The organism is Nocardioides sp., assembly GCF_044226305.1.
In the GTDB taxonomy this organism is placed as follows: Bacteria; Actinomycetota; Actinomycetes; order Propionibacteriales; family Nocardioidaceae; genus Nocardioides.
Window position 1 is genome coordinate 149,713 of record NZ_JBGAHF010000003.1, and the last position, 23,567, is coordinate 173,279.

Genomic DNA, 23,567 nt, shown 5'->3' on the forward strand with positions numbered 1-23,567 from the left:
GGGCTAGGGCTTCCCGAAGCCGGCGTCGGCCAGGACCTGCTGGCCGGTGTCGCCGAGGACGAACTCGACGAACTGCTGGGCGAGGTCGCCGGCGCCCTTCACCGGGGCGATCGGGTAGGTGTTCACGACGCCGGCCGACTCGGGGAAGGTGATGCCCTCGACGTCGTCACCGGCGGCCTGGACGTCGGTGACGTAGACCAGCCCCGCGTCGGCCTCGCCGGAGGTGACCTTGCCGAGCACGTCGGTGACCGACTGCTCCTCGCTGACCGGCTCGAGGGTGACGCCGGCGTCGTCGGCGACCTGCTGGGCCGCGGCGCCGCACGGGACCTCGGGGGCGCACACCACGAGCTGGACGCCGGGCTTCGCGAGGTCCGCGAAGGAGCTGATGCCGGCGGGGTTGCCGGGCGGCACCGCGATCTCGAGGGTGTTGGTGGCGAAGTCCTGCGGGTCCGCGGCGGTGAGGTCGTCGGCGACGAGCTCGTCCATGGTGGCCGTGTCAGCCGAGGCGAAGACGTCCGCCGGGGCGCCGTTCTGGATCTGGGTGACCAGGTCGGAGGAGCCGCCGAAGCTGAGCTTGACCTCGACCCCGTCGTGGTCGGCCTCGAAGTCCTGGGCGATCTCGCCGAACGCGGCGGTCAGCGAGGAGGCGGCGTAGACGGTCACGGTGTCGGTGGAGCCGGCGTCGTCGGAGGCGCCGCCGCAAGCGGCGAGCGGCAGGGCCAGGGCGAGCAGGGCGGACAGGACGAGTGGCTTCTTCACGGGCGCTCCACGACGACGTTGGTGGACTTGACGGAGGCGATGGCGCGCACGCCGGGCTCCAGGCCCAGCTCTTCGGCGGCCTCCGAGCTCATCAGGGAGACCATCCGGTAGGGCCCGCAGATCATCTCGACCTGGGCCATGACGGTGTCCTTGGTGACGCGCGTGACGATCCCGGCGAGCCGGTTGCGGGCGCTCACCGCCGACGCCCGGGTCGCGTCCCGGTCGGGGTGGTCGGCCAGGGACGCGGCGAGCTCGGCGAGGTCGGCCCCGGCGATCACGGTGCGCCCGTCCTCGTGGGTGCTCGCCACGCGACCGGCCTCGACCCAGCGTCGCAGCGTGTCGTCGCTGACGCCGAGCAGCTCGGCGGCCTCCGCGATCCGGTACGTCGTCACCCGGTGATCATGCCGCATCTGCGGCTGTTCTGTCCTCAGAGAGCCGCAGTTGCGGCCAGCACGGTCACCGCGACCACCAGGCTGAGCGGGGTCGCGACCAGCGAGACCCGGTGCAGCTCGCGCAGCGAGGGGGCGTCGCCGATCCGCACCAGGGTGCGCCGCCAGAGCAGGTTCGCGAGCGACCCGGTGTAGGTCAGCCCGGAGCCGATGTTCAGCCCGAGGAGCGCCGCGAGCACCGCGGTGTCCCCGAGCGGCGCGAGCAGGGGGACGAGCAGCAGCGTGGCCGAGAGGTTGGTCAGCAGGTTGGCCAGCACCGTCGCGAGCACGGCGATCGCCACCAGGTCCAGCCACGAGGTGCCGCCGGGGACCAGGTCGGCGACCAGGTCCCCGAGGAAGCCGACCGAGAGCGCCTCGACGACCAGGCCGAGACAGAGCACGAACACCGCGAACGCCGGGTGGGCGGCGTGGCCGGCCTGGCGCCAGGTCACCAGGCGCCGGTGCCGCGCCCAGGCCACGAGCACCACGGCCGCGACGCCGGAGATCCAGCAGGGCTCGACACCGAGCGGCGAGCCGACCGCGAAGCCGACCAGCATCAGCGCCACGACCACCAGCGGGACCGGCTCGAGCGGGGTGGGACGCGCGACGGGCGCGTCCGGCGTGGCGGGGGCGGCGAGCGGTCGACGGAACAGCAGCCGCAGGACGCCGTACTCGACGACGAGCACGGCGGCCAGCACCGGCGCCATCGTCACGGCGAACTGCCCGAAGGTGAGGTCGAGGTGCGGCATCGCCAGCAGGTTGGTGAGGTTGGAGACGGGGAGCAGCAGCGAGGCGGAGTTCGCCATCCGCAGGCAGGCGTGCGCCCCGGGCCGGGTGGAGGTGCCGGCGGCGGCCGCGGCGACCACGACGACCGGGGTCAGCAGCACCACCGTCGCGTCCAGGCTCAGCACCGCCGTGACCGCGGCGGCGAGCAGGAAGACGCCCGTGAACAGGTGGACCGGTCTCCCCCCACTGGCCGACCGGACCCGCTCGGCCGCGGCGACGAAGACGCCCGCCCGGGCGCAGACGTCCCCGACGACGAGGATCGTGACCAGGAAGAGGACCACCGGGCCGAGCCGGCGCAGCACCTCCTCGACCTCGGAGCCGCCGAGGATGCCGGTCGTCAGCGTCGCTGCCGCGGCCAGCAGGCCGACCCCGAGCTCGGTCCGCGCGGTGGGGTGGACGTAGGCGGTGACGAGCAGGGCCAGCAGCGCCGCCAGCGGGACCAGGTCGAGGGGCGGCACCTCGCGAGGTTAGACGACCTGTGAGGATGGACGGCGTGAGCGAGGCGTCAGGGACCGGCCAGCCGAGCCGCTACCAGCGGAGCTTCGGCGGCCTGATCGGCTCGATCATCGTGCTGGTGCTGGTCGTCCTGGGCATCGTCGTCTTCCGCGGCGCGTTCCGGAACACCCCGGAGTACCAGCCCGACGACGTCGACTACCAGGAGATGGTGGCGAGCATCCAGCAGCTGGGGCTGGAGCCGGTCTACCCGCCCACGCTCCCCGACGGCTGGACGACCAAGACCGCGTCGTTCGACTCCGGCACCCGCCCGGAGGTGGACATGGTGTTCACGACCGACGACGAGCACACCGCCGGGGTGCACCAGGCCGACGCCTCGACCACCGACCTGCTCGAGACCTACGTCGGCGGCGGGACCAGCGAGAGCGGCGACACCCTCACGACCTCGGTCGGCACCTGGACCGGCTGGGACGACACCGACGACGACCACGCCTGGACCACCCAGGTCGGCGAGGACACCGTGCTCGTCTACAGCTCCGGTGACGCCGACGCCCTGCGCACCTTCGTCCAGTCCCTGACGACCGACCCCATCACCCCGTAACGGTCGAGTCGAGACTTCTGACCACTCGAGTCGAGGGTTGTGACCACTCGGGTTGGTCGAAACCCACGACTCAACGGGTCAGAACCCTCGACTCAACCGTCGGCGTCCAGGACCGCGTCCAGGCGTTGGCGGGCGCCGTCGAGCCAGTCCTGGCAGACGGTGGCGAGCTTCTCGCCGCGCTCCCAGAGGGCGAGCGACTCCTCGAGGGTGGTGCCGCCGGCCTCGAGGGCACGGACCACCTCGACCAGCTCCTCGCGGGCCGCCTCGTACGACGGGGCCGGCTCGGTCTGCTGCGCGGCCTTCTTCTCAGCCATGACTCTCCTCGGGCTCGGTGCTCGTCTCGGTGCTCGTGGTGGTGGCGTGGATGCGGCCGTCGGCGACCCGGACGCTGACCTGCTGCTGCGCGACGACGCCGGCCACGGAGCTGATCACGTGGCCGTCGGCGTCCTGGAGCACGGCGTACCCGCGCTGGAGCGTGGCCAGCGGCGACAGGGCCCGGGCCCGCGCGCGCTGGTGGCCGAGGTCGTCGGCGGCCCGGTCGAGCGAGTGGCGCAGGCAGCGGCGGGCCCGGTCGCGCAGCTGCGCCACCTCGGCGCCGCGCACGTCCAGCAGGCTGCGCGGGTCGGCCAGCGCCGGGCGCGAGCGCAGCGCGTCCAGGCCGGCCTGCTCGCGGGCGACCAGGCCGGCGAGCGTGCCGCGGATCCGCTCCCGGGCCCGGGCGACGTTGCGTGCCTCCTCGGCGACGTCGGGCACGACCAGCTTGGCGGCGTCGGTCGGGGTGGACGCGCGGACGTCGGCGACGAGGTCGAGGAGCGGCTGGTCGGGCTCGTGGCCGATCGCGGACACGACCGGGGTGCGCACCTTCGCCACGGCCCGGACGAGTCCCTCGTCGGAGAACGGGAGCAGGTCCTCGACCGAGCCGCCGCCGCGGGCGACCACGATCACGTCGACGGCCTCGAGCCGGTCGAGGCGCTCGACCGCCTCGATCACCTCCCCGGCGGAGCGCGGACCCTGCATCGCGGCGTACGCGACCTCGAACCGGACGGCCGGCCAGCGGCGGCGGGTGTTCTCCACCACGTCGCGCTCGGCCGCGCTGTTGGGGGCGGTGACCAGCCCGACGGTGCCGGGCAGGAACGGCAGCGGCCGCTTGAGCTCGGCGGCGAACAGGCCCTCGGCGGCCAGCAGCTGGCGGCGGCGCTCGAGCCGCGCGAGCAGCTCGCCGAGGCCGACCATCCGGATGTCGCGCGCGTAGAGGGACAGCGTGCCGCGGTTGGCGTAGTACGACGGCTTGGCGTGGACGACGATGCTCGCGCCCTCGACCAGCGGTGGGTTGAGCCCGTCGAAGAGGGTGCGCGAGCAGGTGACCGTGACCGAGATGTCGGCGACCGCGTCGCGCAGCGTCATGAAGACGGTCCCCATGCCGGGGCGGCGGCTCACCTGTGCGACCTGGCCCTCCACCCAGACGGCGCCCAGCCGGTCCACCCACCTGGCGATCGCGTTGGCGATCTGCCGCACCGGGGCCGGCGACTCCAACGACGTCTCCAGGGCCATGGCCGTGAGATTAGGGGATGGGGCCGACGTCGTGGACGGTCGCCACCTCCGCCTCGCCTGCTGCGCGCCGGCCATCACGCACGCCGGTCGGCGTTGTCGTCGGTCGCCGGGACTCCGTCCCGTCTCCCTCCTCCGCCTTGCCAGCGCACGCGCTGGCCGACGCTCGCGACGGCGACGCGTCGGCGGCCACCTAGACTGGCAGCCATGAGCACCGACATGGGCATGCCCCCGATCCTGTCGCCCGAGCAGGCCGACAAGGCCGTCCTGCTGGCGGCGCCGCGGGGCTACTGCGCCGGTGTCGACCGGGCCGTGATCACCGTCGAGAAGGCGTTGGACCTCTACGGCGCCCCGGTCTACGTGCGCAAGCAGATCGTGCACAACCGGCACGTGGTCGCCGACCTCGAGTCGCGCGGCGCGGTCTTCGTCGAGGAGCTCGACGAGGTCCCCGCCGGTGAGACCGTGGTGTTCTCCGCCCACGGGGTGTCGCCGGAGGTGCACCGGCAGGCCGAGCAGCGGAGCCTCAAGACCATCGACGCCACCTGCCCGCTGGTGACCAAGGTCCACCACGAGGCGAAGCGGTTCGCGAACGAGGACTACGACATCCTGCTCATCGGGCACGCCGGGCACGAGGAGGTCGAGGGCACGGCCGGCGAGGCGCCCGAGCACATCCAGCTGGTCCAGGGCCCTGCGGACGTCGCCGGGATCGAGGTGCGCGACCCCTCCCGGGTGGCCTGGCTCTCCCAGACGACGCTGTCGGTCGACGAGACCCTCGAGACCGTCGCCGCGATCCGGGAGCGGTTCCCCGAGCTGCTCGACCCGCCGAGCGACGACATCTGCTACGCCACGCAGAACCGCCAGCTGGCGGTCAAGGAGATCGCCCAGGGCGCGGACCTCGTGATCGTGGTCGGCTCGGGGAACTCCTCGAACTCGGTGCGGCTGGTCGAGGTCGCCCTCGAGGCCGGCGCGCGGGCGTCGTACCGCGTGGACGACGCCTCGGAGATCCAGGAGGAGTGGCTCGACGGCGTCTCCACCGTGAGCGTCACCTCCGGGGCGAGCGTCCCGGAGGCCCTGGTCGACGGGGTGCTCGCGTTCCTCGCCGAGCGCGGCTACCCCGACGCGAAGGCCGTGCACAGCGCCGAGGAGTCGCTCATCTTCGCGCTCCCCAAGGAGCTGCGCCGCGACCTCAAGGCCGCGGGCCGGGTCTGAGCCCGCCATGGCCCGCTACCTCGACGTCCACCCGGTCAACCCGCAGGAGCGGCTGCTCCAGCAGATCGTCGACGCGCTGCGCGACGACCAGGTGATCGCCTACCCGACCGACTCGGGCTACGCGCTGGGCTGCCAGCTCGGCAACCGCGACGGTCGTGACCGGATCCTGCGGATCCGGGGGCTCGACGACAAGCACCACTTCACGCTGGTCTGCAAGGACTTCGCGCAGCTCGGCCAGCTCGCCAAGCTCGACAACTCCGCGTTCCGGGCGATCAAGGCGGCGACGCCGGGGCCCTACACGTTCGTGCTCCCGGCGACCCAGGAGGTCCCGCGGCGGCTGATGCACCCCAAGAAGCGCACCGTGGGCGTCCGGATCCCCGAGCACGTGTTCGTGCACTCCCTGCTCGACCTGCTCGGCGAGCCGCTGCTGTCCAGCACCCTGATCCTCCCCGGCGAGACCGAGCCGCGCAGCCTGGGCTGGGAGATCAAGGAGGAGCTCGACCACCAGGTCGACCTGGTCGTCGAGGCGGGGGAGACCCTCGCCGAGCCGACGACGGTCATCGACTGGTCCGAGGGCTACCCCGAGGTGGTCCGCCTCGGCGCCGGCGACCCGGGGCGCTTCGAGGCCGCCTGAGGCGGACGACGGCCGCCCGGTCGGTCGCCCGCTCGCTCAGTGCGCGAGGTGCTGGCGGCCGATCACCCGGTGCCGGATGGCGAGGACGACCAGCGCCAGCAGGTAGCCGGTGACCAGCGCGCCGGCGTGGTGGGACAGCCCGGTGACGACGGCCTGCACCGCCCCGTCGCCGGCGTCGGCGATGGCGTCCGGCCGGGTCACCCCGACCAGGATGAAGACCGAGACCATGAGCAGCGGGGGCAGCACGCCGACGGTGAAGAAGTCCCGCGGCCGCACCACGAGGGCCATCGCGACACAGCTGAGCACGAAGAAGACGTCGAAGAGCAGACCGACGGAGCCGAAGACCGCCTGGTCCAGCACGACCGCCGTGAGGGCGAGGGCCAGCCCGAGCGCGACGACCTGACGGCCTGGTTCGCGCCCCTCCTCCCACAGAGTCCGGGGCTGACTCACGACGCCACGGTAGGGTCGTCGACCCCCTCGGCGTCGGCGGCGCGCCGGTCGACGAGCCGCAGGTCCAGCGGGGACACCGACCGCCCCGCGGCCTCCACCTGCCGCGGCGTGGGCAGGTCGCCGAGGCGACGGGCGCTGACCAGGACCCGGGACTCGAGGGAGCCGACGGCCTGGTTGTAGTGCCCGACGGCGGCGTTGAGGGAGCGGCCGAGCTGGTCGAGGTGGCCGTTCATGCCGGCCAGCCGGCCGTGCAGCTCACGGCCGAGGCGGTGGATCTCCTGGGCCTGGTCGGCCAGCGCCTCATGGCTCCACCCGTGCGCGACGGTGCGCAGCAGGGCGATGAGCGTGGTCGGGGTGGCGAGCACGACCTGCCGGGTGGCGGCGTGCTCGATGAGCGACCCGTCGGTCTCCAGCGCCGCCGCGAGGAAGGACTCGGCCGGCACGAACAGGACGACGAACTCGGGGCTCTCGTCGAGGGAGCGCCAGTACCGCTTCGACCCGAGCGCGTCGATGTGGCTGCGCAGCTGGGCGACGTGGCGGCGCAGGTGGTGGGCGCGCTCGTCGTCGTCCTCGGTCGAGGTCGCGTCGAGGTAGGCGTCCAGCGGCACCTTCGCGTCGACGACGACGGTGCGGCCGCCCACGAGGTGCACGACCAGGTCGGGGCGCCGGGCGCCGTCGTCGAGGCGGACCTGCTCGGTGAAGTCGCAGCGGTCCACCAGCCCGGCGAGCTCGACCGCCCGGCGCAGGTGCAGCTCGCCCCACCGGCCGCGCACCTGCGGCTTGCGCAGCGCGGTCGCGAGCGACCGGGTCTCGCGCTGGAGCTGGTCGACCTGCACGTGGAACTCGCCCTGCCACGCGGCCCGGGCTCGGTCGAGGTGCTGCATCTGGTCGCTCAGCCGATCGAGCCCCTGCATCACCTCGGCCTGGTCGACCAGGCCGTCGACGTACGGCGCGCGCGAGCGCGACCAGAGCACGCCCACCACGGCCCCGACGAGGCAGCCCAGGGCGAGCCCGACGATCAGGGTGAGGACGAGCGTCACGGCGGTCATGGGTCCAGGATGGCGGCGCCCACCGACAGTCGGCCGGACCTGCGACGGCGCGCGGGGTGCTGCCGTGCCACAGGTTCACCATGGGACCCGGACGAACCTGCGACGGGGCGCGGGGTGCTGCCGTGCCACAGGTTCACCATGGGACCCGGACGAACCTGCGACGGGGCGCGGGGTGCTGCCGTGCCACAGGTTCACCATGGGACCCGGACGAAGCAGCACTTCCCACGATGGGCACGCCGTGGGAAGTGCAGGTTCGTCGACAGACCATGGTGAACCTGCGACGGCCCAACACAAGGGCTCAGTCCAGGTCGACGACCACCGGGGCGTGGTCGGAGGCGCCGGTGCCGGCTCGCTCCTCACGGTCGATGAAGGCGCCGGTCACCCGGGCGGCGAGGGACGGCGAGCCGAGCACGAAGTCGATGCGCAGGCCGCGGTTCCGCTCGAAGCGCTGCCGGTAGTAGTCCCAGTAGGTGTAGACCTCGGGCCCCGGCGTGTGCGGCCGGACCACGTCGACGTACCCGTCGTCGAGGAAGCCCTGGAACGCCGCCCGCTCCGGCGGCGTGACGTGGGTCGACTTCGCGAACTGGGCGATGTCGAAGACGTCCTCGTCGGTCGGCGCGATGTTCCAGTCGCCGACCAGCGCCACGTCCTGGTCGCGCCACGCCTGGGCGGCGTCGCGGAGCCGGGCCAGCCAGTCGAGCTTGTAGACGTAGTGCGGGTCGTCGGGCTTGCGGCCGTTCGGGACGTAGAGGGACCACACGCGTACGCCGCCGCAGGTGGCGCCGATGGCGCGCGACTCGGGCTCGACCGGACCGTCGACGTCCTTGGCCCAGCCCGGCTGGCCGGGGAACCCGGTCTCCACGTCCTCGAGCCCCACCCGGCTGAGGATCGCCACGCCGTTCCACTGGTTGGTGCCGGCGACGGCGGTCTCGTAGCCGCGGGCCTCGATCCCCATCAGCGGGAGCTGGTCGGCGCGCGCCTTGGTCTCCTGGAGCGCGAGCACGTCGATCTCGTGACGGTCCAGGAAGGCCTCGACGCGGTCGACGCGGGAGCGGAGGGAGTTGACGTTCCACGTGGCGATGCGCACGCCGCCAACCCTAGGCGGCTACCGGACCACCTTGAAGGTCGCCATCATGCCGTGGTCCTCGTGGTCGAGCATGTGGCAGTGGACCATGAACGGCCCGGTGTAGTCGGTGAAGCGGGCGGCGACCACGACCTCCTCGCCCGGGTCCAGCTTCCAGGTGTCCTCGAGCCCTCGCTCCCACGGCGGTGGCGGTTGGCCGTCGCGGCTGACGGTGCGCCACTGCTCCTCGTGGATGTGCACGTAGTGGGTGACCTCGCTGGTGTTGCGCAGCAGCCAGGTCTCGGCGCTGCCGAGCCGGACCCGGTGGTCGACCCGGTCCGGGTCGTAGGCCTTCCCGTTGATCGCCCAGTAGGTGCCGGACTCCTCGTCGCCCTCCAGGGAGAACGTCCACGTCATCGAGATCGCGGCGGGCGCGCGGACCAGCTTCGGGGTGGGCAGCGTGTCGGGGACGCTGGTCCGGTCGGGCGCCTTGTCCCGCACCCGGAACTGCATCAGCTTGCCGACCCGCGACCCGGTGCCGGTCTCGCTGTCGGTGCGCGGCACCGTCTGCAGGACGACGTCCTGGCCCGCCTCGCCGTGGAAGTCGACGACCACGTCGGCGCGCTGCGAGGGCCCGAGCAGGATGCTCTGCCGCACGACCGGCGCCGGCAGCAGCCCGTCGCCGGTGCCGATCTGCACGAACGGGCGGCCGTCGGAGAGGGTGAGGTTGTACGACGAGAACGCCGAGCTGTTGAGCAGCCGCAGCCGGTAGTGCACGGCGGACGTCCGCAGGTGCGGGGCGAACCGGCCGTTGACCAGGATCTGGGTGCCGACGGTCGCGTCGTCGGGCGGCGCGTGCGGGCCGGTGTAGCCCATGCCGTCCATCGAGCCCATGTCCCCGTGGCCCATGTCCATCGAGCCCATGTCCCCGTGGCCCATGTCCCCGTGGCCCATGTCCATCACCATGTCGGGCTCGTGGACGGGGACCAGCTGGTTGCGCCGGGTGAAGCTGCGGTCCGAGATCATCAGCGGCACGTCGCGCACGCCCTGCGGGAGCCCCAGCCGCGCCTCGCGCGGGTCGTCGACGATGAACATGCCCTGCAGGCCCATCCAGTTGTTGCGGGCGGTGTGGTCCATCCGATGGTCGTGGTACCAGAAGAACGACCCCGGCTCCGGCTTGCCGTTGTCGGTCAGGTCGTAGCGGTAGGTCCGCGAGCCACCGCGCGGCACCAGGTAGCTGGTCGGCTGGCCGTCGTGCCGGGACGCGTGGTGGTCGCCGTGCAGGTGCACCGACATCGACCCGGCCCGGCGCGGGAGGTGGTTCGCGACCGTGACCAGCGTCCGCTCGCCCGCGGGACGCCGGATCGTGGGGCCGGGCCAGCTGCCGCCGTACGTCCACGCCTCGGTCCGCCGCCCGTCCGGCAGCATCCGTACGGCGGTCTTGCGCATGTCGAGCCGGACGTGGGCGTCGCGGAGCGTCGGTGGCACGGCGAGCGGCAGCCTGAACCGCTGCTTGCCGCCATGGGTGCCGCCGGACCCGCCGGTGACCGTGAGGGTGCCGCGCATGTTCGGGTGGAAGCGGCAGTAGAAGCCGTAGTCGCCGGCGGCGAGCCCGGTGGCCCCTGGGATGGACCGGGTCTCGCCCGGCGGCACCACGACGTCGAAGAGCGGCCGGCCGCGGGCGTCGGTGGTCTCCGAGGTGACGGTGTGCGAGTAGGAGTCCCGGTTGAGCACGGAGAGCTGCCCGTCCTGGGAGATCGTCACGCGCGGGGTGTCGTAGCCGCCCGTCAGGCCGGCCGGCCCGATGAGGATCGTCGCCGAGACCGGCTCGGTGTCGCCGGCCGTGCCGGCGGGGCCCGTCCCCAGCGCGGCCGTGGCGTCGTTGCGGCCGGAGGGGTCCGCGGCGTGCACCACCAGCGCACCGAGCAGGGCGAGCAGCGCGAGCAGGACCAGCGCGAGGGTCCGCGGGTGGGTGCGGGTCACCCCGGCATCTTCACCCGGGGCGGCCGTCCTCGCGGGCGGAATCGGGACAACGCTCCGGGTCGTTCAGCCTGAAGTAGTCGACCGGGCGGGGCCACTGCAGTGGCGCGGTGGGCCCCGCCCCGCCGGCGAGCTCGTCAGGCAGGCCGACCACATCCCCGTCCACCTCGGCTCGATGCCCGCTGCCGTCGCGGCGATCACCAGTGAAGCTCGCCCGTGCTCGACCGTGTGTTGCTAGTGTCACGGCCGATTCACGAAAGATGGTGCGCTCCTCGGGACCTTGCTCCCAGCACCGGTAGCGGGTTCGTCTGACGGGCCGGGCCGGGCGCTGACAACAACGCAAATGGGGAGAAACGATGGTGAAGTCCCGTCGCGGCGTGAGGGGATCCCGGGTTGGGGTCGTGATGGTGGCGGGCTGCGTGGCCGCGGTACTCGTGGCTTCTGTGGCTTCGGCTGCTTCGTTCTCCAGCCCGAAGACGATCGGCGATGCCGGCCAGAGCCGCGGTTTCCCGCGCATCGCCTCTGACTCCGCCGGTGACTCACTCGTCGTATGGCACGACTACCAGCAGTCCAAGGGCCGGATCCAGGCACTGCCGATCGCCGCCGACGGAACGATCGGCAGCACGTCGACGCTCTCGGACCCCGGGGCCGACTCGAACAACCCCGCCGTGGACCTCGATGCGACGGGCACAGCAACGGTCGTCTGGGGTGGGTCCGCAGGCGTGCAGTGGACCCACGTGAGCGCAGACGGAAGCCAGACGCCCCCTGCGAGCCTCGGTGAGGGCGAGGATCCGGACGTCGCGGTGAACGACGCCGGACGCGCGGTCGTCGTCTGGAGCGACTATCCCGCGCTGCGCGCCGCGATCGTCGAGCCCGACGGCAGCGTCGGGACCGTCCAGACGCTGGACGAGCACCTACTTGACTTCGGCGATGTCGCCAACGTCGCGATCGATGCAACGGGCCGCGCGACTGCCGTCTGGCAGGGGTACGCGGGTGGCGCGCCGGCGGTGATGGCGAGCCGCTTCTCGACGGACGGAACGGCGGGGCCCGTTCTGCGGATCTCCACGAGGAGCAAGCCCGCATTCCCGGGGGGCGTGGCGATCGACGCCCAGGGTGTGACCACGGCAGCCTGGAGCAAGCGGAGTGGACAGGTCATGGCGACGCGCGTGACTGCGGACGGCCGGCTGGGCCAGACGAAGAAGCTCGGAGACTCGAGGTTCTCCGGGAGTCCCGAGGTGGTGATCGACAGCTCCGGCACCGCCACCGTGGCATGGCGCGCCGTCGTCGGTTCGCGCTCCGACCTTCACTGGGTGCGGCTCTCCTCGAGCGGGGCCATGAGCAAGGAGCGTTCGGTCGCGAGGGCATCCGTCGACTCGATGGGGATCGACGGTGCCGGACGCGTGACTCTCGTCTGGAACTGGACCAGGGCGGGGTCGCGAACCTCTCCGCCCCCGGCCGAGATCCGCGCCCTGCAGCTGCAGGCCAACGGCAAGGCTGGCAAGGTGCAGACGCTGTCATCCAAGGGTGAGAACACCTACGACTTCCAGGGGTTCGTCGAACCCGTCGTCGCGGTCGCCGAGTCAGGTACCGCGCGCGTGGTCTGGCCCAACACGAAGGCGAAGATCCGCTACTCCGCAACCAGATAGCTCCCGAGGATCCGAGAGTGGCAGAACGGGGGCGATGAGCGGTAGCGGTTCGACCGACCGGCCAGTTCCGGGCTGCGGGGTCGAGCGCTGGTCGCGGGCGGTGCGGTCCATCCGGGGGTCGTGGCACCAGAAGAGCCACCCCGGGTCGAGCGACCCGTTGTCGGTCAGGTCCCGAGCGACCTAGGGTGCCGACATGTTGCGCCTTCTCGGGATCCTCATGACCACTGTCCTCGCGTCAGGAGCGGCTGCCATCGCACCTGCCCAAGCGGCTCATCCGCACGCCCACGACCCCTCCTGGACGCACGTCGACGTGCCGACCGACCAGCAGCTGCGCGGCCTGGACGCCGTGAGCAGCAAGGTCGCGTGGGTCGGCGGCAGCGCCGGCGGCGTCTGGCGCACCACCGACGGCGGCCGCAGCTGGGACGACGTCTCGCCGCCGGGTGCTGACGGCCTGCTCTTCCGCGACATCGAGGCGCGCGACAGCCGGACGGCGCTCGCGCTGAGCATCGGCGAGGGCACCGACAGCCGCATCTACCGGACCACCGACGGCGGGCAGACCTGGACGCAGGCCTTCGTCAACGACGACGCGAACGCGTTCTACGACTGCCTGGCGATGTACCCCGGCGACCGCTTCGGCCTGGCCGTGAGCGACCCGGTCGACGGGAAGTTCCGGATCATCTCGACCCGGGACGGCGGTGCCTCCTGGCAGCTCGTGGACCCCGCCGGGATGCCGGACGCGGTCGACGGCGAGTTCGCGTTCGCGGCCAGTGGCACCTGCCTGGTGACCTCCGGCCACGACGCCTACCTCGCCTCGGGCGGCGGCGCGGCCCGGGTCTTCGTGAGCCACGACCGTGGTGAGACCTGGACGGTGCGCGACTCGACGATCCCCGCCTCGGCGGCCGGCGGCGTCTTCTCCCTGGCGTTCCAGGGCCCGCACGGGATCGCGGTCGGCGGCGACTTCGAGGCCCCGACGGCCGGGACCGACGCGTCGGCGTACTCCGACGACCGCGGCGCGACCTGGACCAACGGCGGCGACCTCTCCGGCTACCGCTCCGGCGTCGACTGGCTGCGCCACGACGTGGCGATCGCCGTCGGCCCGACCGGCAGCGACGTGACCGTGGACGGCGGCCGCAGCTGGCGGGCGTTCGACGACACCCCGCTCGACGCCGTGCAGTGCGTCCGGTCCGCCTGCTGGGCGAGCGGACCGCACGGCGTCGTGGTGCGCCTGGCGCGGCACTGAGTCCCGGCCGGGGTCTGCCACGATGCGCCCATGAGGCGCACCGTCCAGACGATGCTCGTCGTCGCGATCGTGATCGACATCGCCTACTGGTCGATCTGGTTCACCGACCGGGACGTGCTCGCGAGCGAGCACACCCAGGGGTACTACGACTTCGAGAACGCCTTCCCGCTGGCCGACGCCTGGCTGGGCGTGGTGTGCGTGCTCGCGCTGGTCGCGCTCACCCGGCGTACGGCGTCCGCGCCGTTCTGGCTGGCGTGCGCCGGGTCGGCCGGGATGTACCTGTTCGGGATGGACCTGCTCTACGACCTCGAGCACGGCATCCTCACCTCGGGCGGCGGCGGGGCGATCGAGGCGGTGATCGTCACGCTGACGCTGGTGTTCTCCCTGACCGCGCTGCGCTACGCCTGGGTGCTGTTCCGGGGTGGTGCCGCTGATTGGGGAGGGCCCTCGCCCGCGCCGTAGACTCGCCGCCCGTGGCTCTCACCATCGGCATCGTCGGTCTCCCCAACGCGGGCAAGTCGACCCTCTTCAACGCCCTCACCAAGAACGACGTCCTCGCGGCGAACTACCCGTTCGCCACGATCGAGCCGAACGTCGGCGTCGTCGGTGTCCCGGACGACCGGCTGCCCCGCCTGGCCGAGGTGTTCGGCTCGGCGCGGATCCTGCCCGCGACCGTCGAGTTCGTCGACATCGCCGGCATCGTGCGAGGTGCGTCGGAGGGTGAGGGCCTGGGCAACAAGTTCCTGTCCCACATCCGTGAGTCCGCCGCGATCTGCCAGGTGACGCGCGTCTTCCGCGACGAGGACGTGACCCACGTCGACGGCGAGGTGAACCCGGCCAGCGACATCTCGACGATCCAGACCGAGCTGATCCTCGCGGACCTCCAGACGGTCGAGAAGGCGATCCCGCGGCTGGAGAAGGAGGCCCGCGGCAAGAAGGAGCTGGCCGCCAACCTCGCCGCCGCGAAGGAGGCGCTCGCCGCCCTCGAGGCCGGTACGCCGATCATTGCGACGTCCATCGACCGCACCCTGATCCGCGAGCTCTCACTGCTCACGGCCAAGCCGTTCATCTACGTCTTCAACTGCGACGCCGACGAGCTCGGCGACGAGGAGCTCAAGCAGCGGATGCGTGAGATCGTCGCGCCGTCCGAGGCGATCTTCCTCGACGCGAAGTTCGAGGCCGAGCTTGTCGAGCTCGGCGACGACGACGAGGCCCGCGAGATGCTCCACGAGATGGGCGTCGACGAGCCCGGCCTGGAGGTGCTGGCACGGGTCGGCTTCGACACCCTGGGCCTCCAGACCTACCTCACCGCCGGCCCGAAGGAGACCCGGGCCTGGACGATCCCGAAGGGCGCGACCGCCCCGCAGGCGGCCGGCGTCATCCACACCGACTTCGAGCGCGGCTTCATCAAGGCCGAGATCGTCTCCTTCGTCGACCTGATGAGCGCGGGCTCGATGCTCAAGGCCAAGGAGCTCGGCAAGGTCCGCATGGAGGGCAAGGACTACGTCATGCAGGACGGCGACGTCGTGGAGTTCCGCTTCAACGTCTGAGCCGCCGCCTGTCGAGGTCGGCCAGACGGGTCGGGCGGCGCTCCGAGCCCGGCGGGCGGCCCGTCCGGGGCCGTCGGCGCTAGGAGCGTCGAGCCACCAGGTCCGACCTCGAGCCGGTCCGGGCGTCGCCGTCCCACATCCGGTGGCTGACGCCGAGGATCCAGACGAGCCACAGCACGAAGCCGATGAGACCGATCGTGTTGGAGGTCGCGTCGTTGGACACTGCCCCGAGCACGGCGGAGACGAGGAAGGCAGACGCCGACACGAGCCCGACGACGACCAGCCACCTGGTGAACGTGTCGCCCCGGGCGGCGAGGACGTTGGCGGCCAGCAGGTGTGCGGCGAGACCGAACCCTGCGGCCGAGAGCAGCACCGCCGCGATGGTGTAGACGGTGACCGCACCCTCGGCGTCGGTGGGCAGGAGCCCGAGCGCGGCCATCATCACCGCCGAGGCGAGGGCCATGGTGCCGCCGAGGAGCAACCCGGCCAGCGACACGACGGCGAGTCGTGGGGTGCCCGCCTCGGCATGGACCAGGCGAACCCAGAGAGAACCGAACCACCACAGCAGCGGGATCGTGGCCAGGCCGAACAGCCACAGCCCTACCGCAAGGCCGGTGCGATGATCGGCGAGGTAGGCGAGGATCTCGTCCTCGGGTGCTCCCGGCGAGGGAGGCGCTCCCGCCATCACGCCGACCACCATGTCGAGGGCGACGAAGAGGGCTCCGGCGAGTGCCGCGGTGCGCTCGTGGCTCATCGCTGGCTCCCTGGCGCCTCGGCGAGGGCAGATGCCCAGAAGTCGCGGACCAACGCCACCACGGCGTCGGGCTGCTCGAGCGGCACCAGGTACGCCGCATCCGCGACGACGGCCGTGTGCCCGTGGGGCATCGTCGTGACCGCAGCAGCGGCCTGAGCCGGCGTCCAGCCGGTGTGCTGCTCGCCGGTGATCATGAGGGTGGGGATGGTGATGCCCGGCAGGAGTGCCCCGAGGTCCTCGCGCCGCAGCGAGACGGAGACGACGGCGTTGCGCAGCTGACGCGGGTCTGCCTCCACGAAGGAGCTCTGGACGAGCTCGACGGCCTCCGGGTCGCGCGCTCGGGTCGACGGGGAGAGCAGCGTCTCGACCACTGCGCCGACGATGAATCCGGTCGGCCCCAGCAGCCGGTGGACCAGGAGCAGGAGTCGGGTCCGCACTCGCTCGGAGGTGGCGAGTGCCTGGACAGGTGTCCCGATGGTGACCAGCGACCTGATCCGGCGGGGGGACGCCGTCGCGAAGCGCAGGCCGACGTGTCCGCCCCACGCGTTGCCGACCCAGTCCACCGGATCGTGGACACCCGACGCATCCAGGACCTCTTCAGCAGCACGAGCGCACTGGAGGAGGTCGTAGCGTCGGTGCCGGTCGCCGCTCTCGCCGTGGCCAGGAGCAGTGATCAGGATCAACCGGTGGTCGCGGGCGAGCTCCGCGGCCACGCGCCGCCAGCTCCGCTCGTCGGCGAACAGGCTGTGCCAGAGGACGGCTGGGTACCCCGTCCCGACGGTGGTCACCTTGAGACGGCCTACCACGGTCTCCACGAATCTCGTCTCGGCCATGTTGCCGCACCTCCCTGGTTGACAGTGTCAATGCCGGTATGGTCGCTCCTGTGGTTGACACTGTCAATGGCCCGGCCGAGCCGGTCGAGGAGTCGCTGGAGATGCGCCTGGTCGAGGCCACCCTCGAGATGCTGCGCACCGCGCCGGTCGACCAGCTCAGCATGCGCCGCGTCGCTGAGCAGGTGGGGGTGAGCCACCAGGCGCCGTACGTCCACTTCGGGTCGAAGCGGCGCTTCCTCGCAGCCGTCGCCGGGGTCGGCCTCGACCGGGCGGCGGGAGCAGCCGAGGCGGAAGTGGCAGCCGCCGGAGAGTCGCCGATCGCGAGGCTCAGGGCCCTGGCCCGGGCCTACACCGAGTGGGTGGCGCGCGAGCCGCACGTCCACGACCTCGACCTGGCGCTCCACATCGACAAGAGCGAGCACCCGTGGTTGCAGGCTGCGGCGATCCGTTACTGGAACCTGCTCCACGACACCGTCGGGGCCTGCCAGCCCCCTGGCGTCAGTGAGGCCGATCTGCTGCGCCGTTGCGCCATCGCCTGGGGTGTCGTCTACGGCATCTCCCGGCTCGCGGCACTCGACCAGGTCCCCGCTGCCGTGCCCGGGGACGCCGACGAGCACATCGGTCTGGCCCTGGATGCACTGCATGCCGGCTGGCACGCGGCGCGCTCGGACTGAGGGTGAGCGGTCCGCACGGAGCAGCGATGACCGATGACCACCGGAGCTCCCGTGTGGCCGTCTCGCGTCAGCGTCGGACGGTCAGCCGGCCTCCTGGCAGGACGCCCAGCCGGCGCGGTCGGTGATGTCGGCGTGCGCGGTGCCGCCCTCGCCGTCGGGGTAGTCGAGCCGCACGTGCCGGTAGACCCGGACCGTCCTGCCCTCCTTCGTCCCGAACTTTGGGGTGCACCGAACCGGCTTGCGCATGGTGATCGTCGCCGGGCCGGAGGGGCAGGGCTGGCCGGGGTTGCAGGGGGCGGTCGTGCCGAACGTGCCCTTGCCGACCGTCTTGCGCGCGCCCCAGTGGTGCCACGTGATGTCCTCCATGTAGCCGCCGGAGCTGGCGGTGAAGTACACGTAGTCGGGGTGCTGCGACGCGGTCCCGGCGAGGTCGATCCAGTAGACCGGCTTGCGGTGGGCCGCGGTCGCGTCGGCGCTCGGCGCGAGCCCGGCGGCGGCGATGACGGTGACGATGCCGACGAGCGCCAGCAGCAGTCTGCTCTTCATGGAAGCCTCCGTTGGTCGACGTTCCCGAGCCCGCGGCGATCGTAGGCGAGCGGGGACCGCCCCGTCCCCGACATCGGTGAGGACGGCCCGCTGGTCCGGTCGACGAAGTCCCACCTCGATCGGGGAACCTTCTCGACTCCCCGGTGCGACAGTGAGGTCATGGCAGCCTTCGGGCGTCCGGGCACCGCTCCCGGAGCGACCGGCGACCAGGACGACAGGATCCTGGTCGCCAGGATCGTCGAGGCCGACAGTGGCGCGCTGAAGGAGCTCTACGACCGGCACGCCCCCTGGCTGCAGGCCCGACTGATGCGACGGTGCAACGACCGCGAGGTCGTCGCCGACGTGCTGCAGGACACCTTCGTCGCGGTGTGGAAGGACGCCCGCGCCTTTCGCGGTGACGGCGAGGCCGCCGGGTGGTTGTGGGGGATCGCCTTCCGGCGGTTGGTGTCCCGGCTGCGCTCGCGCAAGGACGTGCTGCTGCTGCCCGAGTGGGACTCGCCGTCGCTCGGCGCGACGCCCGCGGCGGAGGACGAGGTCCTGCTCGGCGTGGAGTACGGCGACCTGGCCGGCGCGCTGCGGCGCCTCTCGCCCGAGTTCCGCTCGGTGATCCAGGCCGTCGTGCTCGACGGGCTGACCACCAAGGAGGCCGGGCGGCTGCTCGGCGTCCGTGAGAACACCGTCAAGACCCGGCTGCACCGGGCCAAGGCACAGCTGCGCGGCTCCCTGGCGGAGGCCGCCCTCGACGAGAGGTGGAGGTGAGGCCGCGATGACCACCCAGACCTGGCACGCCGACCGCGACCTGCTCGCGGCGTACGTCGCCGGAGCGCTCGACCCGGTCAGCGGCGCGTCGGTCGAACAGCACCTGGACCGGTGCGCCGGGTGCCGGGCAGAGATGCGGCCCCTGGCCGACACCGCCGCGCTCGATCGCGCCTGGTCGGGGATCCGCGAGACCGTGGAGGCTCCGGTGCTGCCGCTGTCTGCCCGGGTGGCGAGGCGGTTGGGTGTCACCGAGCCGACCTCGATCCTGCTCGGTGCGACCGCCTCGCTGCGGACCGCCTGGATCAGCAGCGCCTTCGTGGCTCTGGGGTTCGCGGTGGCGGCTGTGTACTGGTCGGGCGGCGGTGCCCTCGCCCCGTTCCTGCTCGTCGCTCCGCTCGTGCCGGTCATCGGCGTGGCCGCGGCCTACGGACCGCACGAGGACCCGCTGGAGTCGCTGATCGTGACGACGCCGTACGGGCGCACCCGCCTGATCCTGCTCCGCACCCTCGGCGTGCTGTTGTCGGTGCTCCCCTTCGCGATCGGCGCCGGCCTCTTCGTCCCCGGACCCGTGTGGCTCGCGGTCGCCTGGCTCGGTCCGGCGCTCGCGCTCGTCCCCGTGATGATGGCCCTGTCCAGCTTCGTCGGCCCCCGTGTCGGCGCCGCCGCTGTCACCGTCGCGTGGAGCGGCGTGGTGCTGCTCTCCGTCCGTGTCGTCCCGCCGACCTGGCCGGTCGACCTCGACCGGCAGCTGGCGTACGCCGCCCTCGCGGCGCTCTCGCTGCTCGTGCTCCTCCTCAGGGCTCGTCAGGATCGTCGGATCGGAGCGGTGCTGTGAACGCCATCGACCTCCGGGGAGTGACCAAGTCCTACGGCCGGACCCACGCCCTGGCCGCGGTCGACCTGGCCTTCGACCACGGCGTCACCGGCCTGCTCGGTCCCAACGGTGCCGGCAAGACGACCCTGCTGCGGATCGTGGCCACCTCGATCGCCGCCGACGCCGGCACGGTGCGACTGCTCGGCCGCGACCCCCACGGCTCGCAGTCCGACCTGACGGCGATTCGTCGCGAGCTCGGCTACCTGCCGCAGGAGCTCGGCTACCCCAGCGACATGACCGCCTTCGGTTTCGTGGAGTACGTCGCGGTGCTGAAGGAGTGGAACGACCGCCGGCGACGCCACCGGGAGGTGCGCCGGGTGCTGGACCTCGTCGGCCTCTCGGACCTCACGGCCAAGAAGATCTCCCGGCTGTCGGGTGGCCAGAGACGACGCGTCGGCCTCGCCCAGGCACTCATCGGTGATCCGCGGCTGCTGGTCCTCGACGAGCCCACGACGGGCCTGGACCCGGTCCAGCGGGCCGACCTCCGGCGCACCCTCTCGGTGGCCGGTGGCCAGGGCGCCGTCCTCCTGTCGACGCACCAGACCGAGGACGTCGCCGCTCTCTGCGAGCGCGTGATCGTGCTCGCCGCGGGCAAGGTCCGGTTCGACGGCGCCGTCGACGACCTCGTCGCCACCGCCGCGGGTCAGGTCTGGCTCGCCGATGATCCCGGACCGGACGCCGTCGTCAGCTGGCGCACCGGCAGCGGGCGGCACCACGTCGTCGGGGGCCCGCCGCCATCCGGTGCCGAACCGACCGAACCAACCCTCGAGGACGCCTACCTCCTCATGCTCGGCGCCGACGCGCGGTCGGCCCCTGCGACGCCGGCCGCCGGCTGAGCCCCGCGGGTCGGGCCCTGTCCGAACCCTCTACCCGTCACCCTCCCTGGAGCAACCCATGACCGACATCGCTCTCTCCACGTCAACGCCGGCCAGCCTGCGCACCATGGCCGGCATCGAGGCCCGCCGCCTGGCCCGGCACCCCGCCTTCATCGCCGGGGTGGTCCTCGCCTTCGGCGCGCTCGCCCTGATGTTCTTCCTCAACGACGACCCCCACCTGGGCGACCTCCTGTCGTTCCCGGTCGTCCCGGCGTTCTTCATCGGACTGACCAGCCTGATCGCGACGGCCAGGCTGACCCGGTCCACCGAGGCGACGGCTGAGGCCATCGAGACGGCGCCCGGGTCCGAGGCCCGTCGTACGGCGGCCCTCGCACTCGCCTGCCTGGTGCCGTTCGCGGCCGGGGCGATCTGGATCGTGACCGAGCTCGTGATGGTCTCCGTCGACGGGGCACATCCCCACGAGTGGTGGTTCGGCACCATGCCCGACTGGCAGGTGTGGGCGATCCTGATCGCGCTGGGCCCGGTGGCCTGCCTCGGCGGCGGCCTGCTCGGCGTGCTCACCGGACGCTGGCTGCGCTTCCCCGGCGCCGCCGCGGTGGTCGTGGTGGTCGTCGTCGCCCTCGACATGGTCGGCCAGCTGCCGTTCGTCGACCACAGCTACTCCGAGGTGCGGCTCGTGGTCCCGTGGGCGATGTTCCAGTCCGGCACGGAGACCGACGGCACCGCGACCCTGTATGCCGGCAACCCGGCGTTCTACCTGCTCTACCTGCTGTGCCTGTGCGCCGGCGCGGCACTGCTCGCCGTCTGGCACGACCGGACGGCTCGCACCGGCCGGCTCCGGGCCGCGATCGCCGGGGTCGCCCTCGTCGGTCTCACCGCGCTCGCCCTCGCGATCACCACCGGCAACGACCAGGACCAGACCTCGGAGCCGGTCGCGTACAAGATCAGCGCCTGATGCTCGTCGGCTGGTACCTGCGCCGCGCCATCCCCTGGATGGTGCTGCTCGGGTGCTGCGCCGGCGCCTGCGTGCTCGTCCTCGCCCTGGACCGGTGGCCGTCCACCGCACTGGTCATGCTGCCCGCGCTGCTCGCCAGCTGCGCTGCTGCCGCGGCGTTCTGCTTCGACGAGGCCGCGCTCGAGGTCGTGGCGGTCACGCCACGCGGTTCGACGTGGCGGCGTACCGCTCGGCTCGGCGTCGCGGGCCTCCCACTCCTCGTCTGGAGCGGCGCCATCGTCGTACGCCCCGGTGACCTGCCGCTCGATCGCGCAGCGTGGTGGCTCGTCGGCTTCGCATCCATCGTCCTGACCGCCGGCATCGCCGCCCTGCTCTCCCATCGTGCGGTCCCGGCGCCCGGCAGCACGGTGGCGACAGCCGCGGCGCTCGCCGCGATCAGCCCCGTGGTCGTGGCGCCGTTCTTCGGCTGGGGCTCCCTGTACCCCGTCGGCGGCTTCGGCGCGGGCGTGCTCAGCTTCTGGCTGGCGGTGGCCGGCACGGGTGCGCTGGTGTGCGTCGCGGCGTTGCGCCCCGGCGTGGGCAACTAGCCCGGAGCGACGAGGATCCAGCCGGTTCGGGCGGGGCTAGGGTCGGTCGCATGGGCAGCGTGCTCGACCAGCTCGTCCGGTGGCAGCGGTCCGGCGGCACCTGGTACGCCGTCGGCACGACCGAGGTCGCCCTGTGCCGGTGCGACGGCGGCGAGGTGGTCGACCGGTTGCGCGTCGAGGACGAGGAGACGGCGGCGTACCTGCGCGAGCACCCGGTCAGCGAGGGGTGAGCCGGCCGGTCCACCCGGCGCGCCGAGCACGTCATCCGGACCGGTCGCTGGCACGACCGGCTCGAACGACGTCCCGGGGCGTCGCGGCCGCAGCCGCCGTACGACCCGGCCTGAGAGGTGACCGGACCGCACGGCGCCCGCCCGAGGACTCGGCTGGCCGGCCGACTCCCCCTTGTGCCGGCCGGCTCCGCCGCGGGGGACAGGGAACACCAGGACGGCCGCGGCTTCAGCCCCGCTGCAGGAACCTGCAGCTCACGACGGCGTCGTGCCGTCGGACCACAGCTGCAGGCGCATGCCGGCGGCGAACCGGGTGCGGACGTTGAGGGCGTCGAGGATCGCGGCCACGTCGGAGCGGACGGTCCGCACGCTGACGTCGAGGGCGGCGGCGATCGCGTCGTCGTTCGCGCCGTTCGCGAGCAGCGCCACGACCTGGTGCTGGCGCGGGGTGATCTCGCCGAACCTCCCCAGGCCGTCGTCTGGCGGCAAGGCGCACGCCACGGCCGCGTCCCAGTAGCGCCAGGCGGCCTCGAGGACCGGGGGAGCGGTGACGCGCAGGATCGTGACCTCGTCGCCGAGCATCGGACCGTCGAGCAGCACCGACTTCCGGTCGACGATCTTCATCTGGACCGGAGCCACGCTCAGCAGGTACTCGCCCTTCTCCTCGTGCGCCAGCAGCAGTCGGGCCTCCACGTCGAGCCCGTCCGCGGCAAAGATGCTGACCATCTTCAGGCCTCGGGCCACGTGGGCCCGGTTGGTGGGCAGGCTCACGCGCAGCTGCGTGGCTGTCGCGGCCGGGCGGATCGAGTGCAGCTCGCGCCACTGGGGGATCTCGGCGAACATCCAGCGGTTGACGCCGTCGGCCCCGCGAGCCACGAGGAGCGCGCTCTGCTCACCGCGCGCGACCGCCGCCGCCAGCTCGCTGCGGTGCAGCTGCAGCCGGGCAGCGGCGTCGAGCACCCGCTGGCGCTCGTCCTCGCGGATCCGGTTGCGCGGCCCGAGGCCGACCCCGACGACACCCCGATCGATCTGCACCCCTCCAGTCTCACCAACCGACCGCGGTCGCGTCGAACCGGGCGGGAGCGGGCGGGACGTCATGCGAGGTGGTGGTCGGAGCGACCGGTCC

27 protein-coding genes are annotated in these 23,567 nt (G+C 72.5%); 14 read left to right on the forward strand and 13 right to left on the reverse strand.

Annotation, left to right across the window (positions count from 1 at the left end; all coding sequences use genetic code 11):
• Nucleotides 1-3: 3 nt before the first annotated feature.
• From modA to ACILQ5_RS04785, 3 genes are read right to left on the reverse strand one after another with little or no spacing between them, the layout of a single operon-like run.
• Nucleotides 4-759 carry a molybdate ABC transporter substrate-binding protein gene (modA, locus tag ACILQ5_RS04775; protein ID WP_395656823.1) on the reverse strand — a complete coding sequence of 252 codons (756 nt, stop codon included), beginning with the start codon at nucleotides 757-759 and terminating at the stop codon, nucleotides 4-6.
• Nucleotides 756-1,169: a molybdopterin-binding protein gene (locus ACILQ5_RS04780; protein ID WP_395656824.1), complete on the reverse strand. Its 414-nt coding sequence runs from the start codon at nucleotides 1,167-1,169 to the stop codon at nucleotides 756-758. Before ACILQ5_RS04780 ends, modA begins: the two co-directional genes overlap by 4 nt.
• Before the next feature lie 17 nt (nucleotides 1,170-1,186).
• Nucleotides 1,187-2,431 carry an SLC13 family permease gene (locus ACILQ5_RS04785; protein WP_395656825.1) on the reverse strand — a complete coding sequence of 415 codons (1,245 nt, stop codon included), beginning with the start codon at nucleotides 2,429-2,431 and terminating at the stop codon, nucleotides 1,187-1,189.
• A gap of 35 nt (nucleotides 2,432-2,466) precedes the next feature.
• Here ACILQ5_RS04785 and ACILQ5_RS04790 point away from each other — a divergent pair, with 35 nt between their 5' ends.
• Nucleotides 2,467-3,027 carry a DUF4245 family protein gene (locus ACILQ5_RS04790; protein ID WP_395656826.1) on the forward strand — a complete coding sequence of 187 codons (561 nt, stop codon included), beginning with the start codon at nucleotides 2,467-2,469 and terminating at the stop codon, nucleotides 3,025-3,027.
• Nucleotides 3,028-3,119: 92 nt separating this feature from the next.
• On the opposite strand, the gene ACILQ5_RS04795 is transcribed toward ACILQ5_RS04790, so the two are convergent.
• Nucleotides 3,120-3,341 carry an exodeoxyribonuclease VII small subunit gene (locus tag ACILQ5_RS04795; protein ID WP_395656827.1) on the reverse strand — a complete coding sequence of 74 codons (222 nt, stop codon included), beginning with the start codon at nucleotides 3,339-3,341 and terminating at the stop codon, nucleotides 3,120-3,122.
• On the reverse strand, nucleotides 3,334-4,578 hold the full coding sequence (gene xseA / locus ACILQ5_RS04800) for an exodeoxyribonuclease VII large subunit (protein ID WP_395656828.1): 1,245 nt from the start codon (nucleotides 4,576-4,578) through the stop codon (nucleotides 3,334-3,336). Before xseA ends, ACILQ5_RS04795 begins: the two co-directional genes overlap by 8 nt.
• Nucleotides 4,579-4,782: 204 nt before the next feature.
• Here xseA and ACILQ5_RS04805 point away from each other — a divergent pair, with 204 nt between their 5' ends.
• Both ACILQ5_RS04805 and ACILQ5_RS04810 read left to right on the forward strand, forming a co-directional pair.
• The gene (locus tag ACILQ5_RS04805; RefSeq protein WP_395656829.1) at nucleotides 4,783-5,784 is read left to right on the forward strand and encodes a 4-hydroxy-3-methylbut-2-enyl diphosphate reductase; all 1,002 of its coding nucleotides are present in this window, start codon (nucleotides 4,783-4,785) and stop codon (nucleotides 5,782-5,784) included.
• Nucleotides 5,785-5,791: 7 nt separating this feature from the next.
• The gene (locus tag ACILQ5_RS04810) at nucleotides 5,792-6,418 is read left to right on the forward strand and encodes an L-threonylcarbamoyladenylate synthase (RefSeq protein ID WP_395656830.1); all 627 of its coding nucleotides are present in this window, start codon (nucleotides 5,792-5,794) and stop codon (nucleotides 6,416-6,418) included.
• 36 nt (nucleotides 6,419-6,454) lie between these two features.
• On the opposite strand, the gene ACILQ5_RS04815 is transcribed toward ACILQ5_RS04810, so the two are convergent.
• From ACILQ5_RS04815 to ACILQ5_RS04830, 4 genes are all read right to left on the reverse strand, one after another.
• On the reverse strand, nucleotides 6,455-6,868 hold the full coding sequence (locus ACILQ5_RS04815) for a DUF6542 domain-containing protein (protein WP_395656831.1): 414 nt from the start codon (nucleotides 6,866-6,868) through the stop codon (nucleotides 6,455-6,457).
• On the reverse strand, nucleotides 6,865-7,917 hold the full coding sequence (locus ACILQ5_RS04820; protein ID WP_395656832.1) for a DNA recombination protein RmuC: 1,053 nt from the start codon (nucleotides 7,915-7,917) through the stop codon (nucleotides 6,865-6,867). The genes ACILQ5_RS04815 and ACILQ5_RS04820 overlap by 4 nt, the downstream gene beginning before the upstream one ends.
• Nucleotides 7,918-8,215: 298 nt before the next feature.
• Nucleotides 8,216-9,004: an exodeoxyribonuclease III gene (locus tag ACILQ5_RS04825; protein ID WP_395656833.1), complete on the reverse strand. Its 789-nt coding sequence runs from the start codon at nucleotides 9,002-9,004 to the stop codon at nucleotides 8,216-8,218.
• Between the two features lie 18 nt (nucleotides 9,005-9,022).
• Nucleotides 9,023-10,963, reverse strand: coding sequence for a multicopper oxidase domain-containing protein (locus ACILQ5_RS04830; RefSeq protein WP_395656834.1), 1,941 nt, complete (start codon nucleotides 10,961-10,963; stop codon nucleotides 9,023-9,025).
• A 416-nt stretch (nucleotides 10,964-11,379) separates the two neighbouring features.
• Between ACILQ5_RS04830 and ACILQ5_RS04835 the strand changes: the two genes are divergently transcribed.
• The 4 genes from ACILQ5_RS04835 (at nucleotide 11,380) to ychF (ending at nucleotide 15,396) form a co-directional block, all read left to right on the forward strand.
• Nucleotides 11,380-12,606 (forward strand): hypothetical protein, encoded by a 1,227-nt coding sequence (locus ACILQ5_RS04835; RefSeq protein WP_395656835.1) that lies wholly within the window; start codon nucleotides 11,380-11,382, stop codon nucleotides 12,604-12,606.
• Between the two features lie 193 nt (nucleotides 12,607-12,799).
• Nucleotides 12,800-13,846, forward strand: coding sequence for an oxidoreductase (locus ACILQ5_RS04840; RefSeq protein ID WP_395656836.1), 1,047 nt, complete (start codon nucleotides 12,800-12,802; stop codon nucleotides 13,844-13,846).
• 30 nt (nucleotides 13,847-13,876) lie between these two features.
• On the forward strand, nucleotides 13,877-14,308 hold the full coding sequence (locus ACILQ5_RS04845; RefSeq protein WP_395656837.1) for a hypothetical protein: 432 nt from the start codon (nucleotides 13,877-13,879) through the stop codon (nucleotides 14,306-14,308).
• Nucleotides 14,309-14,319: 11 nt separating this feature from the next.
• Nucleotides 14,320-15,396, forward strand: coding sequence for a redox-regulated ATPase YchF (ychF, locus tag ACILQ5_RS04850; protein ID WP_395656838.1), 1,077 nt, complete (start codon nucleotides 14,320-14,322; stop codon nucleotides 15,394-15,396).
• Between the two features lie 79 nt (nucleotides 15,397-15,475).
• On the opposite strand, the gene ACILQ5_RS04855 is transcribed toward ychF, so the two are convergent.
• Nucleotides 15,476-16,150: a hypothetical protein gene (locus tag ACILQ5_RS04855; RefSeq protein ID WP_395656839.1), complete on the reverse strand. Its 675-nt coding sequence runs from the start codon at nucleotides 16,148-16,150 to the stop codon at nucleotides 15,476-15,478.
• Nucleotides 16,147-16,983: an alpha/beta fold hydrolase gene (locus ACILQ5_RS04860; protein ID WP_395656840.1), complete on the reverse strand. Its 837-nt coding sequence runs from the start codon at nucleotides 16,981-16,983 to the stop codon at nucleotides 16,147-16,149. The genes ACILQ5_RS04855 and ACILQ5_RS04860 overlap by 4 nt, the downstream gene beginning before the upstream one ends.
• Before the next feature lie 50 nt (nucleotides 16,984-17,033).
• On the opposite strand from ACILQ5_RS04860, the gene ACILQ5_RS04865 reads away from it, so the two are divergent.
• Nucleotides 17,034-17,657, forward strand: coding sequence for a TetR/AcrR family transcriptional regulator (locus ACILQ5_RS04865; RefSeq protein WP_395656841.1), 624 nt, complete (start codon nucleotides 17,034-17,036; stop codon nucleotides 17,655-17,657).
• A gap of 81 nt (nucleotides 17,658-17,738) precedes the next feature.
• Here the strand turns inward: ACILQ5_RS04865 and ACILQ5_RS04870 are convergent, their stop codons facing one another.
• A complete protein-coding gene (locus tag ACILQ5_RS04870; RefSeq protein WP_395656842.1) occupies nucleotides 17,739-18,203 on the reverse strand; it encodes a hypothetical protein in 465 nt (154 codons plus the stop codon).
• A gap of 159 nt (nucleotides 18,204-18,362) precedes the next feature.
• On the opposite strand from ACILQ5_RS04870, the gene ACILQ5_RS04875 reads away from it, so the two are divergent.
• Genes ACILQ5_RS04875 through ACILQ5_RS04900 form a run of 6 tightly spaced genes read left to right on the forward strand, consistent with a single transcriptional unit; the run spans nucleotide 18,363 to nucleotide 22,444 of the window.
• The gene (locus tag ACILQ5_RS04875; RefSeq protein WP_395656843.1) at nucleotides 18,363-18,962 is read left to right on the forward strand and encodes an RNA polymerase sigma factor; all 600 of its coding nucleotides are present in this window, start codon (nucleotides 18,363-18,365) and stop codon (nucleotides 18,960-18,962) included.
• A gap of 7 nt (nucleotides 18,963-18,969) precedes the next feature.
• Nucleotides 18,970-19,797, forward strand: coding sequence for an anti-sigma factor family protein (locus ACILQ5_RS04880; protein ID WP_395656844.1), 828 nt, complete (start codon nucleotides 18,970-18,972; stop codon nucleotides 19,795-19,797).
• Nucleotides 19,794-20,672 carry an ATP-binding cassette domain-containing protein gene (locus tag ACILQ5_RS04885; RefSeq protein ID WP_395656845.1) on the forward strand — a complete coding sequence of 293 codons (879 nt, stop codon included), beginning with the start codon at nucleotides 19,794-19,796 and terminating at the stop codon, nucleotides 20,670-20,672. The genes ACILQ5_RS04880 and ACILQ5_RS04885 overlap by 4 nt, the downstream gene beginning before the upstream one ends.
• Before the next feature lie 58 nt (nucleotides 20,673-20,730).
• A complete protein-coding gene (locus ACILQ5_RS04890) occupies nucleotides 20,731-21,627 on the forward strand; it encodes a hypothetical protein (RefSeq protein WP_395656846.1) in 897 nt (298 codons plus the stop codon).
• Nucleotides 21,627-22,214 (forward strand): hypothetical protein, encoded by a 588-nt coding sequence (locus ACILQ5_RS04895; protein ID WP_395656847.1) that lies wholly within the window; start codon nucleotides 21,627-21,629, stop codon nucleotides 22,212-22,214. Before ACILQ5_RS04890 ends, ACILQ5_RS04895 begins: the two co-directional genes overlap by 1 nt.
• A gap of 50 nt (nucleotides 22,215-22,264) precedes the next feature.
• Nucleotides 22,265-22,444 carry a hypothetical protein gene (locus ACILQ5_RS04900; RefSeq protein WP_395656848.1) on the forward strand — a complete coding sequence of 60 codons (180 nt, stop codon included), beginning with the start codon at nucleotides 22,265-22,267 and terminating at the stop codon, nucleotides 22,442-22,444.
• Nucleotides 22,445-22,696: 252 nt separating this feature from the next.
• Here ACILQ5_RS04900 and ACILQ5_RS04905 read toward each other — a convergent pair whose 3' ends face one another.
• Complete coding sequence (locus ACILQ5_RS04905; protein WP_395656849.1) at nucleotides 22,697-23,476, reverse strand: response regulator transcription factor; 780 nt, start codon at nucleotides 23,474-23,476, stop codon at nucleotides 22,697-22,699.
• Nucleotides 23,477-23,567: the final 91 nt, after the last annotated feature.